Annotated in this window: 18 protein-coding genes and 1 pseudogene; 16 read left to right on the forward strand and 3 right to left on the reverse strand. The window is 52.3% G+C overall.

Annotation, left to right across the window (positions count from 1 at the left end; all coding sequences use genetic code 11):
• Positions 1–507 precede the first annotated feature (507 nt).
• The 3 genes and pseudogenes from tnpC to ABNH10_RS04605 form a co-directional block, all read right to left on the reverse strand.
• Positions 508–2084 (reverse strand): annotated as a pseudogene (gene tnpC, locus ABNH10_RS04595) (IS66 family transposase).
• A 101-nt stretch (positions 2085–2185) separates the two neighbouring features.
• The gene (gene tnpB, locus ABNH10_RS04600; RefSeq protein WP_288368224.1) at positions 2186–2521 is read right to left on the reverse strand and encodes an IS66 family insertion sequence element accessory protein TnpB; all 336 of its coding nucleotides are present in this window, start codon (positions 2519–2521) and stop codon (positions 2186–2188) included.
• Positions 2518–2865, reverse strand: a complete 348-nt coding sequence (locus tag ABNH10_RS04605; protein WP_288368223.1) for a transposase — start codon at positions 2863–2865, stop codon at positions 2518–2520. The genes tnpB and ABNH10_RS04605 overlap by 4 nt, the downstream gene beginning before the upstream one ends.
• A 467-nt stretch (positions 2866–3332) precedes the next feature.
• On the opposite strand from ABNH10_RS04605, the gene ABNH10_RS04610 reads away from it, so the two are divergent.
• From ABNH10_RS04610 to ABNH10_RS04685, 16 genes are all read left to right on the forward strand, one after another.
• Entirely contained in the window at positions 3333–3737 is a 405-nt protein-coding gene (locus tag ABNH10_RS04610; RefSeq protein ID WP_288368222.1) for a MerR family transcriptional regulator, read from the forward strand.
• Positions 3738–3757: 20 nt separating this feature from the next.
• Entirely contained in the window at positions 3758–4075 is a 318-nt protein-coding gene (locus ABNH10_RS04615; RefSeq protein WP_349384935.1) for a heavy-metal-associated domain-containing protein, read from the forward strand.
• A 15-nt stretch (positions 4076–4090) separates the two neighbouring features.
• Positions 4091–6436 carry a heavy metal translocating P-type ATPase gene (locus ABNH10_RS04620; RefSeq protein ID WP_349384936.1) on the forward strand — a complete coding sequence of 782 codons (2346 nt, stop codon included), beginning with the start codon at positions 4091–4093 and terminating at the stop codon, positions 6434–6436.
• A gap of 24 nt (positions 6437–6460) precedes the next feature.
• The gene (locus tag ABNH10_RS04625) at positions 6461–6814 is read left to right on the forward strand and encodes a cupredoxin domain-containing protein (protein WP_288368221.1); all 354 of its coding nucleotides are present in this window, start codon (positions 6461–6463) and stop codon (positions 6812–6814) included.
• A 161-nt stretch (positions 6815–6975) separates the two neighbouring features.
• On the forward strand, positions 6976–7167 hold the full coding sequence (locus ABNH10_RS04630; protein ID WP_288368220.1) for a hypothetical protein: 192 nt from the start codon (positions 6976–6978) through the stop codon (positions 7165–7167).
• 8 nt (positions 7168–7175) lie between these two features.
• The gene (locus ABNH10_RS04635; RefSeq protein WP_035230291.1) at positions 7176–7469 is read left to right on the forward strand and encodes a DUF2933 domain-containing protein; all 294 of its coding nucleotides are present in this window, start codon (positions 7176–7178) and stop codon (positions 7467–7469) included.
• Positions 7470–7494: 25 nt separating this feature from the next.
• The gene (locus ABNH10_RS04640; RefSeq protein ID WP_288368219.1) at positions 7495–8145 is read left to right on the forward strand and encodes a methyltransferase family protein; all 651 of its coding nucleotides are present in this window, start codon (positions 7495–7497) and stop codon (positions 8143–8145) included.
• Between the two features lie 10 nt (positions 8146–8155).
• Complete coding sequence (locus tag ABNH10_RS04645) at positions 8156–8581, forward strand: hypothetical protein (protein ID WP_068812742.1); 426 nt, start codon at positions 8156–8158, stop codon at positions 8579–8581.
• A gap of 47 nt (positions 8582–8628) precedes the next feature.
• Positions 8629–8976: a hypothetical protein gene (locus tag ABNH10_RS04650; protein WP_068812743.1), complete on the forward strand. Its 348-nt coding sequence runs from the start codon at positions 8629–8631 to the stop codon at positions 8974–8976.
• Between the two features lie 12 nt (positions 8977–8988).
• Complete coding sequence (locus ABNH10_RS04655; protein WP_027948911.1) at positions 8989–9357, forward strand: hypothetical protein; 369 nt, start codon at positions 8989–8991, stop codon at positions 9355–9357.
• A gap of 111 nt (positions 9358–9468) precedes the next feature.
• Positions 9469–10821 carry an APC family permease gene (locus tag ABNH10_RS04660; protein ID WP_272991563.1) on the forward strand — a complete coding sequence of 451 codons (1353 nt, stop codon included), beginning with the start codon at positions 9469–9471 and terminating at the stop codon, positions 10819–10821.
• A 74-nt stretch (positions 10822–10895) separates the two neighbouring features.
• Positions 10896–12404 carry a thymidine phosphorylase family protein gene (locus tag ABNH10_RS04665; RefSeq protein WP_349384937.1) on the forward strand — a complete coding sequence of 503 codons (1509 nt, stop codon included), beginning with the start codon at positions 10896–10898 and terminating at the stop codon, positions 12402–12404.
• Positions 12401–13327 carry a ribose-phosphate diphosphokinase gene (locus ABNH10_RS04670; RefSeq protein WP_288368218.1) on the forward strand — a complete coding sequence of 309 codons (927 nt, stop codon included), beginning with the start codon at positions 12401–12403 and terminating at the stop codon, positions 13325–13327. Before ABNH10_RS04665 ends, ABNH10_RS04670 begins: the two co-directional genes overlap by 4 nt.
• Positions 13324–14679 carry an MBL fold metallo-hydrolase gene (locus ABNH10_RS04675; protein WP_288368217.1) on the forward strand — a complete coding sequence of 452 codons (1356 nt, stop codon included), beginning with the start codon at positions 13324–13326 and terminating at the stop codon, positions 14677–14679. Before ABNH10_RS04670 ends, ABNH10_RS04675 begins: the two co-directional genes overlap by 4 nt.
• Before the next feature lie 32 nt (positions 14680–14711).
• A complete protein-coding gene (locus tag ABNH10_RS04680; protein WP_288368216.1) occupies positions 14712–15170 on the forward strand; it encodes an ATPase in 459 nt (152 codons plus the stop codon).
• Between the two features lie 47 nt (positions 15171–15217).
• Positions 15218–15481, forward strand: a complete 264-nt coding sequence (locus ABNH10_RS04685; protein ID WP_288368215.1) for a DUF5676 family membrane protein — start codon at positions 15218–15220, stop codon at positions 15479–15481.

A 15481-nucleotide genomic window follows, 5' to 3' on the forward strand; every position in this document is an offset into this window, starting at 1 on the left:
CCAAGCTGGCGGCTTCCTGCTTGAATTCAGGTGTAAAGGATCGTCGTTTTCTGGTCATATGACACCTCGCTTAAGGTGGTGATTTTACCACCCTACGTTGGTGTCCGGATTCATTAGACCACTACATTGGTCCAGGGGGCTATGGCTGACATAGTGTTGTTCAACCCTGTAAAGCAGATGAGCCGCTGCGGTTTAGCTGCCAACAAGGTGTGGCCGAAAGCCATTGGCTCTTTCATACAGCAGATATTGTTCGCGTTGGTACTAAAGATGTTTCCATCAGGCTACTGCGAAGAAGCCCTACGGAGCGCCGCCGGTATCGGCAGGACAACCTGCGATACCTGCTTCTTGAATGGTTTCGCCTTTGCGGGATCTAGTTCCTGAACCTTTGAAATCCCTACTGGCGGCTCTCCAGCTTTGTGCTGGGAGCAGCCCATGTTTTCCGTCTAGCGTGGGTAGACGGGATTACCAGCAAGACTACACAGCTATTACAGAGTAAGTGTCCGGGCATTACCCCTTGCGATCGGGCACCCAGTTGTGCGGTAGCAGCTCATTGATTTTTGAAGCACGCTGCGTCGGTAGCTTATCCATCACGTCTTTCAGATAAGCCTGAGGATCGAGACCATTGATCTTCGCCGACTGGATCAGGGTCATGACATTGGCCGCACGCTGACCACTGCGCAGCGATCCCGCAAACAACCAGTTCGAACGGCCCAGCGCCCAGGGACGGATCTGGTTCTCCACCCAGTTGTTGTCGATGGGTACGGCACCGTCATCAAGATAGCGCGTCAGGGCGTCCCAGCGCTTCAGGCTGTAGTTGATGGCTTTTGCTGTGGCACTGCCATCCGGCACCTGCTGCCGTTTTCCGATCAGCCAGTGATGAAGGTGATCGATGATCGGTTTGGAGCGCTCCTGACGTTGAGGCTGTCGCTCTTCCGGCGCCAGGGCTGTCAGTTCCCGCTCAATAAGATACAGGTCTTTGATGTACGCCAGCGCCTGCTCGGCAATCTGGCTTTTGTTGGCAACATGCAGGTCGTGGAACTTGCGCCGGGCATGCGCCCAGCATCCGACTTCGGTGATGCCGTTGGCAAAGCCGGCTTTGTAACCACCATAGTCGTCACAGACCAGTTTACCCTGCCAATCCGCCAGGAAGTCTCGGGCTGCCTTCCCTGCCCGGCCGGGCTGGAAGTCGTAAACCACACCTTGTACCGGTGAGTAGCGGGTTGACGCATAGGCCCAGACATAGGCTTTGTGGGTGCACTTCTTGCCCGGTGCCAGCATCGCCACCGGCGTTTCGTCCGCATGCAGCACCGCTTCCTGCAGCAAGACGTCTCGCAGCGCACCGACCAATGGCTGGAGTTCCACACCGCAACGACCGACCCAATCCGCCAGTGTGGAACGCGGTATGGAGACACCGGCGCGGGCAAATCGCTGTTCCTGCCGATACAGCGGCAGGTGATCGGCATACTTGCTGATCAACACCTAGGCCAGCAAATTCGTGGTCGGTATGCCTTTGTCGATGATATGCGGTGCCACCGGCGCCTGTACCAGGCTGTCGCAATCCCGGCAGCACCACTTGCCTCGGATATGGCGCTCGACACTGAAGGTGCCGGGCTGATAGTCCAGCTTTTCGCTGACGTCTTCGCCAATCCGGGTCAGGGTGCAACCGCAACCGCAGGTCGTGCTCACGGGTTCGTGGTGAATCTCCCTGCGGGGCAGCTCTTGGGGGAGGGGCTGGCGTTTGGCTTGCTTGCGCTCGCGTTGCTCTGCCGCTGTTGGTGAGAGCGCCTCCAGCTCCATTTCAATGGCAGCGATGTCTTCTTCGACCAGGGCGTCCAGCAAGGCCAACTGGTGTTTGCCCATCCCTTCGCTGCGCTTGCCAAAGCGATGGCGGCGAAGCAGGGCCAGCTCGTGGGTCAGCTTGTCGTTGTGGGTGGAGAGTCTGGTATTAAGTGATTCCAGATTACTGTTCGCAGACTCTAGCTGTTCGTTATTTGCCTGCAGCTGCTTGCCTGCAGCTGCACCACCAATTCCCGAAGCTGTTCGGGAGTCAGATGCTGAAGGTCTGTGGGCTGAAGCTGAGTCATGCGTAAACTTTGCCAGAACTCGGCGCAGGGTTCGATGACGATTCCGTAAATGGACGCGACGCGGCAACTATGCTCGCGGTCGCGCCATAATCTGGGGGGAATTACAGGACTGAGATGGTGGCCGCGCCACCGGCGCGCTGCCAGGGTAATCCCGTTACCAACGCCTGAAGTTGCTCCTCATCCAAGGCAACAGCACTTCCTTCACGCAAAGCGCTCCAGATGAATTTGCCGCGATACAGTCGCCGGGCCGCCAGCCACAGACCAAAGCCGTCATGGACCAGCACCTTCATCCGGTTGGCCCGTTTGTTGGCAAACAGATAGGCACAGTGCGGGCGGGCTTCGCCGAAGCTCTGTACCACGCGAGCCAGCGTGGTATCCGGGCCGGCACGCATGTCCAGTGGCTCCCGCGCCAGCCAGATCTCGTCGATGCGGATCATGCCTGCAGGGCCTTGAGCCACTGAGCCAGAGCTTGAGGCCGATCCATCGGCCAATGCAGCACAAGAGTTCCGGTGGCAATCGCCAGTTCAACCCGAATTGTCTTGTCATCCAATACGGGTTCTGGTTTGACTGCTGCAGGCACTCGGACAAAATCGCCGCCGCCCTCAGATCGAAGCTGGCGCCGCCATTTATGTACCAGGTTGTCGTTCACGTTGAAGCGCTGCGCCACGCCCGCGACAGAATTGCCCGGTTTATAGGTCTCGGTGACAACGGTCTTCTTAAAGGAGGGACTGTGCTTGCGGCGACGTTTAACTGGGGGTGGGAGTAATCCTTGGCTATCCATGATAGGTGTCCACTAAAAGTTAAGTGGACACCAAGGCTACCGGCTCTGGAAAACGATGGAAGGTGTGTTTGCCGGCCGCTTACATTACAGAAATGTAATACATAGGTCATCTTAGGGTCAGAAACGCCTCTCTACGATGAGAATGGATGACTCTAGGTGCACCTTGGCAGTTGTGTGCGGGCCGATTCAATGTACAAGGATATCTTGTCAGGATTAACGGGGTGGCGGCGAGCAGACTACAAATCGAAGAGTGTGGAAGAGTTAATACGAGAAGCCTGATACCTGTTATTAGAATTTGCTTGACCTGTGTCTTAGACACAGGTGTAGGGTGACAAAAAAGCTGGATTAATTCTTGGGAATTTTTCTTAGGTTTATAACTGATGATTGACTCATATCAAGGTAAGGAGCAGACCTTCGGGGTTAACCTGAATCCTGCAATAGTCAGACTGAGCTGCAAGGAGGTCTGTATGAAAGTTATCGAAATGGCCAGGCGTTTAGGAGTTACGGCCGATACCGTGCGATTTTATACCCGGATCAAGATTCTTAGACCGGGTAAGAACAAAGCCAATGGGTATCGGGAATACAGAGAAAAGGATTACAACCGCTTGCGATTCGTGCTGAGTGCACGACAACTGGGTTTTTCCGTTGAGGATATTCAGGAAATTTTGAACCACGCGGATAAGAAGAAATCGCCTTGCCCGACGGTACGCCGCTTGATTGACCAACGCCTGAATGAAACTGAACAACGGTTCGCGGAGACTCTGCAACTGCGGGAACGCATGCAGCAGGCCGTGGTTGAGTGGAGCCAAAAGCCAGATAAGGTGCCGACTGGCCATATGATCTGTCACCTGATTGAAGAGTTTGCCCAGTAAATCAACATAGAGGATTTGCCATGAATACACAGAAATTCGAGAGCCCTACTCATCACCGGGGCGGCTGCTGTTGCGCCAGCAAGTCATCCACTGCAGCTAACACTCGGAGCAGTGTTGGCTCAGATAGCGATATCCCGCTGCAGCGGTTACAGGTGCAAGGCGCCACGTGCGGTGGTTGTGTAAGAAGCATTGAGCAAACGCTACACGCTGTTTCCGGCGTAAGCGATGCGTGTATGGATCTGGCGACGGGTGTCGCTTCGGTCGTTGGCAGGGTCGAGTCTAACGCGTTGATAGAGGCATTGCATAGGGCGGGTTTTCCTGCGGCGGTCATCAAATAATTCAGGAGTGATCCCATGAGTTCAGTGAACACGGAATCCGGCAAACCGGGTTGTCATAAAGATACCGATAACAACACACAGCATCATAATCATGAAAACGGTTCTGGTCCCCATGATCATGTTGATAGCGCGGCGCACCAGGAACTGATTATCGAGGGTGCTGGTTGTGCCAGCTGTGTGGGAAAAATCGAATCAGCTCTGAAGGCGGTACCGGGTGTGGAGAACGCGGAAATGAATTTCGCTCAGCGCACCGTCAGCGTGATTGGCAATGCAGCCGCGTCTGACTTGCTTAAGGCGGTGGAGAAGGCGGGCTATAACGCCAAGCTTGCGGCTGCTGAGAATGAAGATGATGCATTGGCCGAAAAAGAAAAGGCGGATCAGGTTTATTACAAGCGCTTGATGAAAGAAACCTGGATTGCTCTCTCACTGGGTGGCCCTTTGATGGCCTATGCGCTGATCACCGGTGAAGTCAACGTCAACACCACCACAGAACGCATCGCCTGGCTGGTCGTGGGTATTCTGACTTTTGGTGTTCTCTATTTTTCCGGCAAGCACTTTTTTGTCGGCGCCTGGAAGTCCTTTCTCAATCACTCTGCCAATATGGATACGCTGATTGCTTTGGGTACTGGCACGGCATGGTTGTATTCCATGGTGGTGGTGTTTTTTCCCGACGCCGTTCCCGATCAGGCGCGCCATGTATACTTCGAGGCTACGGCGATCATTATCGGCTTGATTGATCTTGGCCTTGCACTGGAACTGAAAGCCCGTGGTCGTACCTCGGAGGCCATTAAGCGCCTGATTGGTTTACAGGCAAAAACAGCACGGGTCATTCGCGACGATAAAGAACTCGATATTGCCATCGAACTGGTACTGCTGAACGATGTGGTGCGGGTGCGTCCCGGCGAAAAAATTCCCGTCGATGGAGAGGTGGTTGAAGGGCATACCGCGATTGATGAATCCATGCTCACCGGCGAGCCGATGCCGGTTGAAAAAGCCACTGGGGATACCGTGGCGGCGGGCACCATCAATAAGTCAGGCTCAATTCTGTTTAAAGCTACCCGCGTTGGTAAAGACACGGCGCTGGCGCAAATCATCAATATGGTCAAGCGCGCACAAAACTCCAAGCCGCCCATTGGTCGTTTGGCTGATGTCATCTCAGCGTATTTTGTTCCGGTGGTCATGATTATCGCTGTAGCGAGCGCCCTGACTTGGTTGAATTTTGGGCCGGAACCAGCGGTAGCTTTTGCGATTGTATCGGCGACCACCGTATTGATTATCGCCTGTCCCTGTGCGCTAGGTCTGGCCACGCCGATGTCGGTGATGGTGGGTGTGGGTAAGGCCGCAGAGGCGGGCGTGCTGATTCGTAACGGCGAGGCCCTGCAAACCGCGTCGAAGATATCGGCGATGATTCTGGATAAAACCGGCACCATCACCCTGGGCGCGCCGAAGGTTACCGATGTATTGGTGGCAGGTGAACATGACGAGCAGGCGGTGTTGCGATTGGCAGCAACGCTTGAATCAGGCTCCGAGCATCCTTTAGCGATGGCTATTGTTGAAAGTGCTCAGGAAAGGGGGATCGAAATGGGTAAGGTCTCCAATTTTAACGCCATTGCCGGCCATGGTGTGCAGGCTGACGTGGACGGAAAAACACTGTTGTTCGGCAATGAAAAGCTCATGCGCGAGCGCACTATCGAACTGGGTGATTTTGTTGAAAAGGCCCAGGCGCTGGCCGCCGAGGCTAAAACGCCGATGTATTTCGCCGTTGATAATAAGCTCGCAGCGATTATCGCAGTAGCCGATCCGATTAAGGAAGACTCCATCGCTGCCATCAAGCGCCTGCAACATAACGGTATACGGGTGGTGATGCTCACCGGCGATAACCGCGCCACAGCCAAAGCGGTGGCGGAAAAAGCCGGTATCAAGGAATTTTTCGCCGAAGTACTGCCGGAAGAAAAATCCAAAAAAGTGCAGGAACTGCAGATGGAAGGCGAAGTGGTGGGCATGACCGGGGACGGCATCAACGACGCGCCAGCCCTGGCCATCGCCAATGTCGGCTTCGCCATTGGCACAGGTACCGATGTGGCCATTGAAAGTGCCGACATCACCCTGATGCGGGGTTCGTTACATGGTTTGGCCGATGCCATTGCAGTGAGTAAAGCGACCTTGCGCAATATCAAACAGAATTTATTCGGCGCCTTTATTTACAACGTGGCCGGCGTACCTTTTGCGGCTGGCGTGTTGTACCCATTCTTGGGTTTGTTGTTGAACCCGGTGATTGCCGGGGCTGCGATGGCGTTTTCATCACTCACTGTTGTGACCAACGCCAATCGACTGCGTTTGTTTAAAGCGCAGGAACACTAAGTCCAACACCAGGAGAAATGCGACATGTTACTGATCAATATAGCCGGATTGGCGTTAATCGCTCTGATTGTGTGGTGGTTCTGGCTTTACAAGCCGAAAGAAGCCGAGCTGGGGGAAAGCGATTTGGTGATTACTGTTGAAAATGGCACCTATTCTCCTTCGCGGATTAAAGTGCCGACCGGAGAACCTGTCGAAATCAAATTTATCCGCAAAGATCAATCACCCTGTTCTGAGACTTTACTGATCCCCGAACTGCAAATCAGCGACACCCTGCCATTGAATAAATTGAAAACCATTCAGTTACCCGCGTTGGCAGCAGGTGAATACGCGTTTCATTGCCAGATGCAGATGTACCGTGGACTTATCATGGTGAAATAAGCAGGAGGAGCAAATGAACATCAATAAAGTTACGGCCATTTTTGATGAGTTTCGCCTGAAAGAGGTGGAAGAAACCTTGATACGACACGGAGTGAAGGGCTTCACCTTACACCACGGTTAGTGGCCGGGGCTATTACTTCGACAGTTTTAACGAAAACCACTTGATCAAGCATATTCAAATGGAGATTTATGCCAAGGCTGAGCAGGCGAGGGAAATTGCGCAGCTGATTGTGGATGCGGCGCATGTTAATGCCGATAGCGAAGGGCTGGTCTGCATCGTGCCAGTCAACGATCTGCTGTGGATACACGATAAACGCAGTGCAACAGACAACGATTTTCAATTACACAGGTGAGGTGTGACATGGCAACCAAAAAATCATCATTCTGGTTGACCCCCAAAGGCTTGGCCGCCCTGGGTTTAATTGCAGCGGCAAGCTATTTCCTATTGATCGAGCATCGGCAACACGTCTGGCAGTTTTTGCCTTTCTTGATTCTCTTAGCCTGTCCGTTTATGCATTTGTTTATGCATGGCGGACATGGGGGGCATGGCGGTCACGGTGACCATGGCAAGCACGAGGATGAATCCGATCAGGATGCCTATCAGCGGGGGCTGGAGGAAGGCCGTCGGGAAAACGAAAACCGTCATCACCATTAACCCAATACATTACAGGAGAAGAAGCATGCACGGTGAATCTGCTTACGGCCTCTGGATGCTGGTGATACTCAATTCGGCGATATTTATTTTCTTTGCCTTCAGCTTTACCAAGCCGCAAACCAAAACTGATTGGCGCAGCTTTGGCGCTTTCTCGGCGTTTGTTATTGCCTTGTTTACCGAGATGTATGGCTTTCCGTTAACCATCTATTTCCTCTCTGGCTGGCTGGCAGAAAAGTATCCGGGCATCGACTTTCTGTCCCACGAAAACGGCCATCTGTTGCACACTTTACTTGGTTTTGAAGGCAATCCCCATTTTGATCCACTGCACATTGCCAGCAATATCCTGATTATACTGGGTTTCTTCCTGCTTGCTTCGGCTTGGAATGTACTGCACAAGGCGCAGCAAGCCCACTCCCTGGCCACTACCGGCTGGTATGCGCGCTGCCGTCATCCTCAATACATTGCTTTTATTTTGATTATGTTCGGCTTCCTGTTGCAGTGGCCGACCATTCCAACGCTCGTGATGTTCCCGATACTGGTAGTGGTCTACGTGCGACTCGCTAAGCGAGAGGAGCGGATGGCGCTGGAAGAATTTGGCGAAATATATCGCCATTATATGGAATCTACGCCAGCGTGGATTCCGAAATTTAAAATCAATGAACCTGAAACTGTCTGAGGATAAAACAATGAAAAATTTAATGTCAGCACTCGCTATTTCCGCATTATTGGCATCTCCAGTCTTCGCCGAAGGTGAGCATCAACATGACGGTGACCCGAACACACAGGGTAAGCAAGGCAGCATGATGATGAGCCATGAGCGAATGATGCCAATGATGCAAGAACACAAAAAATCCATGGAGCGCCTGATGGGTCAGCTGAAAAAGGAAGCAGACCAAGGCAAACGGGATGAACTCATCGAAGCACATATGAAAGAGATGCAGCAATGCATGATGACGCTAAATCAGGGTGAAGGCGACATGGCATCCAGCTCTACCGAAGAGCGCATGAAAATGATGGAAGAGCGTATGGGGATGATGCAGATGATGATGGGGCAGATGATGGACAACATGGTCGAAGCTCGCAAGAGTCGTCCTAAACACATTAAGAAATAAGCAAAGCGGACTATTGATCGTTAGTAATCGATAATTTGGAGAAAGTGGTGGCAGAGCATCGACTGGGTATCAATCCGGGTTTTCTAACCAAGCACAGCTTAAGTTTGCGCGGGGTGAATGAAAGTAACGCGCATGCTATCACAGCGGAGTTGGATGGACTTCCTTGTGTTGACCGTGTTTGGCTGAACATGACGAAAGGTACTCTCAAAATCGCCTATGACGCCTCTCACCACAATATCGATGAAATGATCGCCATTGTCGAAAAACATGGCGCGGTTATTAAAGATAGTTGGTGGAACCGTACAAGGCTTAGTTGGCAGCGACAGACGGATGAAAATATCAAGGATAACGCCAGGCATGAAGCGCATTGTTGCAACAAGATGCCGCCTCATTAGAGGAAATCGAAAATGAGCAAAAAAGAGCATCGGCTGGGCGTATCAGAAATCAATCTTGTGGTACGCCATTTAAAACTGGAACCTGCCGATCAGAACAACCTGCAAGCAGTGGTTGCTGAAGTCGATCAGCTTTACGGGCTCGACGCCATTTCCTTTGATGAAAAAAGTCATGTGCTGAATCTTGCTTATGACGCCTCCAGGATTTGTCTGGATGGTATCGAAGATGTGTTGAAAAAGCATGGCGTCGAAGTAAGCCATGATTGGTGGACGCATTTTAAAGAAGGTTATTACAAATTTGTCGATCAGAATGTTAAAAACAACGCCAGTCACGAACCGTGGAGCTGTCATCAAATACCCCCGGGCGCTGGCCGCAAGCGCTAGTGTATACCTCCATGGTGAATGTCGATAAATAGAGAATTGCAGTTAAGCAGCCTGCATACCTTGCACCGAAAGCCCAGAAAGGGGATTAACCATTATTTTTAGGAGTCCTGAATGAAGGAAAAAGACGATCGTTCGACACATTACGACGAAGGTAGCCTCACTCTATCAGGTACGGTGATGCTCGGGACTGGGGTGATGATCGGGGCGGGAATATTCGCGCTAACCGGTCAAATGGCAGAGATGACTGGTGCATTGTTCCCATTGGCATTTCTCTCGGCCGCAATCATCGTTGGTTTCAGCGCTTACTCTTACATCAAAATATCCAATGCCTACCCATCAGCAGGGGGTATTGGAATGTATCTGCATAAGGCCTATGGCGATCGGTTGCCCACTGCATTTAATGCACTACTTATGTATTTTTCGATGGTCATCGCTCAGAGCTTTCTCGCGCGTACGTTCGGTTCCTACACCATGCAATTGTTTGGCGGTGACCCATCAGGACAAATGACGCCTATACTCGGCGTCTCCCTAATCTTGGCGGCGTTCATTGTGAACCTGCTGGGTAATCGGCTGATTCAAGGAGTTGCAGGATTCATCGGTCTACTGAAAATTGGCGGCATTCTGATTATTGGCCTCGTCGGAATCTGGTTGGCTGATGGCCTGGCGGTGGACTTTGACCAGGTAAGCGAGACCGGTTCAACCAGTAATTTTCTCGGCGCCACGGCTCTGGGGATTCTGGCATTCAAAGGCTTTACCACCATTACCAATAGTGGTTCCGAGGTGATCGATCCACACCGCAATGTTGGTCGCGCCATTGTTATTTCGATTGCTGCCTGTGTCGTCATCTATACATTGGTTGGTTTTGCGGTGGCCAGCAACCTCTCACTCAGTGAGATTATCGAAACCCGTGATTATTCCCTGGCTGCAGCCGCTCGACCCGCACTCGGTGAGTATGGCGTGTGGTTCACTGTTGCGATTGCCATGCTTGCGACGGCGGGTGGGATTCTTGCCAGTGTTTTTGCGGTCTCCAGGATGCTCGCGATGCTAACAGAGATGAAGTTGGTGCCTCACCGACACTTCGGTATGCCTGGCAGCATTCAGAAACATACATTGGTATACACCGTGGTACTCGGTCTTGTGCTCACAGCGTTTTTTGATCTTTCCCGTATAGCAGCACTTGGCATCGTTTTCTATCTAGTGATGGATATCGCCATTCATTGGGGTGTTCTGCGCTACTTGTTGGACGATGTTAAAGCTAAAAGCTGGGTTCCCGTCACTGCGATTATATTAGATTTGCTTGCACTAAGCGGGTTTGTTTGGGTGAAGTTGAATTCAGACCCATTTGTGTTGGGTGTGGCCGTTGTCACAATGATGCTAATCGCTATCGGCGAGCAACTATTTCTGGGATCTAAAAAACGAAAGCAGGTTGTGCACCTGAGTCAGGATAATGAACATCACCATTAAAAATGGTGGTGGAGAAAGCCTGCTGGCCACTGAAAGAAAGGCAATGGCTAAATTTTGTTGTTCAGGAAATGCTAATGGATCAAATTAACACACTTAAGGTGATCGACATGGGCATCGACACCCACCAGGAACCGGTGGTGTATATGCGCAGTGATTGTCACATCTGCCGCTCTGAAGGTTTCACTGCCAACAGCCGTGTCATGCTGCGGTACGGGGAAAACAGCGTTATCGCCACGCTGAATGTGGTGGACGAACAGGTACTGAGTTCCGGGAGTGCAGGGTTGTCTAAAAGTGCCATGCAGCGCTTGGACGTCGATGATGGCGCCGCGGTTAGTGTCGACCACGCACCGGTAGTGACATCACTTGCCGCCGTGCGCAAAAAAATCTTTGGACACAAACTCAGTGATCAAGAGATTACCGCTATTGTCGAGGACATCGGCGACCACCGCTATTCGGATATCGAAATCGCCAGCTTCCTCAGTGTGTGCGCGGGTAGCCGTTTAGACGTAGATGAAATCATCAGTCTCACCCAGGCCATGGTGGCCTGTGGTAAGCGGCTGAACTGGCCAGACGAAGCCCTGGTTCTTGATAAACACTGCATCGGTGGGCTGCCGGGCAACCGCACCACACCGCTCGTGGTGTCCATTGTCAGCGCTGTGGGACTCACCATCCCTAAAACCTCGTCGCGGGCGATCACCTCTCCTGCCGGTACTGCGGATACCATGGAGGCATTGACTACCGTCAATCTGGAGCTCAATGAGATTCAACGCGTAGTGGCTGAAACCCATGCCTGTCTTGTTTGGGGTGGAGCTGTCAACCTGAGTCCTGCCGACGATTTGTTGATTCGCATTGAACGGGCCCTGGATTTGGATGGTGAAGGGCAGTTGATCGCCTCGGTTTTATCTAAAAAAATCGCTGCTGGTTCCACGCATGCGGTGATAGACATTCCCGTTGGCCCTACCGCTAAGGTGCGTTCGCAAAAAGACGCCGAGCGGCTCTCCTCACTTTTTACCCAGGTGGGAGCTGCCTGTGGTATTCAAATTCGCTGCCTTATTACGGATGGTAGCCAACCGGTTGGGCTTGGTATCGGCCCAGTAGAAGAGGCGCGGGATGTGCTGGCGGTATTGCAGTGCGAGGAAAATGCACCGCAGGATCTTCGGGAGCGAGCCTTGTTTCTGGCTGCACATCTGTTTTCACTTGCTTATCAAGAGCGTTATGAACAAGGGCTGGAAAGAGCAATCGCGATTTTGGATGAAGGTAAAGCCTGGCAGCAGTTCCAGCGCATTTTGGCCGCGCAGGGTGGGATGAAAGCCCTGCCTGACGCCAGCTACCAACATACCGAAGCGGCCACAGCAGCGGGCACACTTACCGCTATTGACAATCGTCAACTCGCGCGTCTGGCGAAGCTGGCAGGTGCTCCGGCGACAGCAGCTGCGGGGTTACGTCTTCATACCTGCGTCGGCGACAAGATCACTGTCGGACAACCTTTATTTACGCTCTGTTCCGATACGATCGGAGAGCAACAATATGCGATGGATTTTTATCGCCAATCGACAATTTTTATGATCGAGAAGGAACGATGAGCGAGGCGATGGCAGTGAACAATAAACCTCCGTTGATGTTTTCCCTAAACAATCATCCGTTGGTTGAGTCACTCAGTAAAGCGATTGGTGGTCAACCTGGCGAATTTAACGCTCGGCAGTTTCCCGATGGGGAGTCCTATCTGCGTATTCAATCTGATGTAGAAAATCGCGCCTGTATTGTTCTGGCTGACCTGTCACACCCCAACACCAAATATCTGCCGTTGTTGTTTTTATTGGAAACACTGCGGGAGCTGGGAGCGTCGCAAGTGGGGTTAGTGGTGCCTTACCTCAGTTATATGCGTCAGGATCGCCGTTTTGTTGATGGGGAAGCGGTTACTTCACGTATTTTTGCCAAGTCCCTTTCTCAACATGCTGATTGGCTGGTTACGGTCGATCCACATTTGCATCGCTATCATTCCCTGGATGAAATCTATTCCATACCCAGTCGTGTTGTGCAAGGGGCTCCGGCATTGGCGCACTGGCTCAAAACGCAAAGCAACCTACTGTTGGTAGGGCCCGACAGCGAAAGCGAGCAATGGGTTGCTGAGATTGCTGCCTTTAGTCAACATCCTTTTGTGATTGGAGAAAAGCAGCGCTTCGGGGATCGCCAAGTCGAAGTGATGCTGCCCGACATCAACGAAGTCAGGGATAGAACGGCAGTGATTATCGACGACGTTATTTCCAGCGGGCAAACAATCCTGGAATGCGTTAAAACACTTCGGTCCAAAGGTATCGACAACATTCAGTGCGTGGCGGTGCACGGCATATTTGCCGATCACTCCGATAAAACCTTACTGGCCTCAGGCCTGAGCCAACTGGTCACATCCAATACCATCCCCCATTCTTCCAATGTTATTGATATTACGTCGCAACTGATTGCGCCCGTTATCAGCATGCTTAAATTGCCAGGAAAATCATTATGAAAATTACCTTTGTCGGCGGCACCGAGACCGTTACCGGCTCAAAATTTCTGCTGGAAACTGAAACGACAACCGTATTAGTCGATTGCGGTTTGTTCCAGGGCTACAAGTGGCTGCGGGAACGCAACTGGCAAACCTTGCCCCTGGACATCGACAAACTGGATGCGGTGCTGCTCACTCACGCACATCTGGATCACTCCGGTTATATCCCGGTGCTATACAAGCGCGGCTTTCGCGGCCCGGTGTTTACCCATCACGCCACTAAGGCCCTGTGTCAGATTTTATTGGCCGACAGCGGCCATATCCAGGAGGAAGACGCTAAGTATTACAGCAAACATAAATTGGGCAAGCACGCGCACCCTGAGCCGCTTTACGACCGTCAAACGGCGGAAGCCAGCATGAGGCTATTTCAGTCTGTGGAGTTTGATGAACAGATCGAGGTCGGGGATATCCGTTTTTATTTACAGCCTGCCGGTCATATTCTCGGCGCCGCCAGCATTATCGTTGAAGCGGAAGGGAAACGAATCGGCTTTTCTGGTGATGTCGGTCGCTTCGATGATGTGCTGATGACCCCCCCTCGACCATTGCCGGAGCTGGATCTGCTGTTGATGGAGTCCACCTACGGCAACCGCCGGCACGACACCCAAGATCCGTTTCAGCAGTTGGCGGAAATTGTTAACCGTGTCGCCAAAAGCGGCGGCGTGCTGCTAGTCCCGGCCTTTGCGGTAGGGCGGGCGCAGGCCTTGCAACATCTGTTGGCGACCCTGATGGATCAGGGCGATATCCCCAAAATGCCCATCTATCTCGACAGCCCCATGGCGATCAAAGTATCGGATATTTTCTGCCAGTTCAGTGATCAGCACCGGTTGAGTCACGAGCAATGCTACCGCCTATGCGATGGCGTGACCTATACCCGCACGGTGGACGAATCGAAGGCGATTGCCGGACAGGCTTTCCCCCATATTGTTATCGCTGGCAGCGGCATGGCTACCGGAGGTCGTATTCTCCACCACTTCAAACGCCTGTTAGGCAGTTCTAAAACCACGGTACTGTTTACCGGTTATCAGGCGGGCGGCACTCGCGGCGCAAAAATGCTGGAGGGTGTTGATGCGGTGAAAATCCACGGAGGCTGGGTACCGTTGAGAGCCACTGTCAAAGTCATCTCAGGTTTGTCGGGGCACGCAGACTACCTCGAACTGACCCAGTGGTTACAGCAGTCAGCGCTGACCGATACTACTCGAATTCAACTGATTCACGGTGACCCGGAAGCCCTTGAAGCCCTTCGGGTGCACTTGCAGGAGCACACCGCGTTTGCGGTGAATGTGGCGGGTTATCGCGATATTTTGCGCCTGTAATCGAAGAGATAATCCACAGCGGAGAAAAAGTTATGCAAATTGAAACCTTAAAAGATGTGCTGCACTGGACTCGGGAATTTCACCAACACCTCAGCCAGTGTTTATCCCACTGTGCGGACAAGAATATGGATGAACGGGCCCGGATGATCCTTGCGTATCTGTCCGATCATGAGAAGGCACTGACCAAGGTAGTCAGCGGGTTTGAAACCTCAGGCGACAAGCATGCACTGAACACCTGGTGTTACGAATATGTGGCAAAGCACCCCATCGTTCGGCATGCGCATTGCGACGCCCCCTTTGCCGAGCTGGATGCGACGCAAATCATGGAGGTGATAGTCGATCAACACCAGCAGGTGATTGAACTGTATCGCTATCTCGCCTCCAGGGCGGAGATCCCCTCTGCCAAAGAGTTGATGGAATCACTCCGGTCGCTGGAGGAGCACGAAATGATGCGTATGGCGCAGTCTGCCAACCGGTTCGGGGATTTGTAGAGACACTAATTTCTCACAGATACACCACCATAAACGGAGGAATAATCATGACACTTAATGCGTTCCAATTCGGGATGGCCAGCGCGATTACCGCGGCGATACTGTGGCTGGCTTGCAGTCTGCTGGTGATGTTAATGCCTTCCATGATGTTGTCCATGTCCGGAGAAATGGTGCATATGCAACTGAATGAGATGGGTTGGCACTTGACTCTCACTGGTGTCGTTATCGGGCTGGTGGCCTGGTTCGTGGTAGCGGGTATCGCCGGGTGGTTGCTGGCGGCCATTTATAACCGCTTGCAGTCATCCGACTGA

The organism is Alcanivorax sp., assembly GCF_040119285.1.
Lineage (GTDB): Bacteria > Pseudomonadota > Gammaproteobacteria > Pseudomonadales > Alcanivoracaceae > Alcanivorax.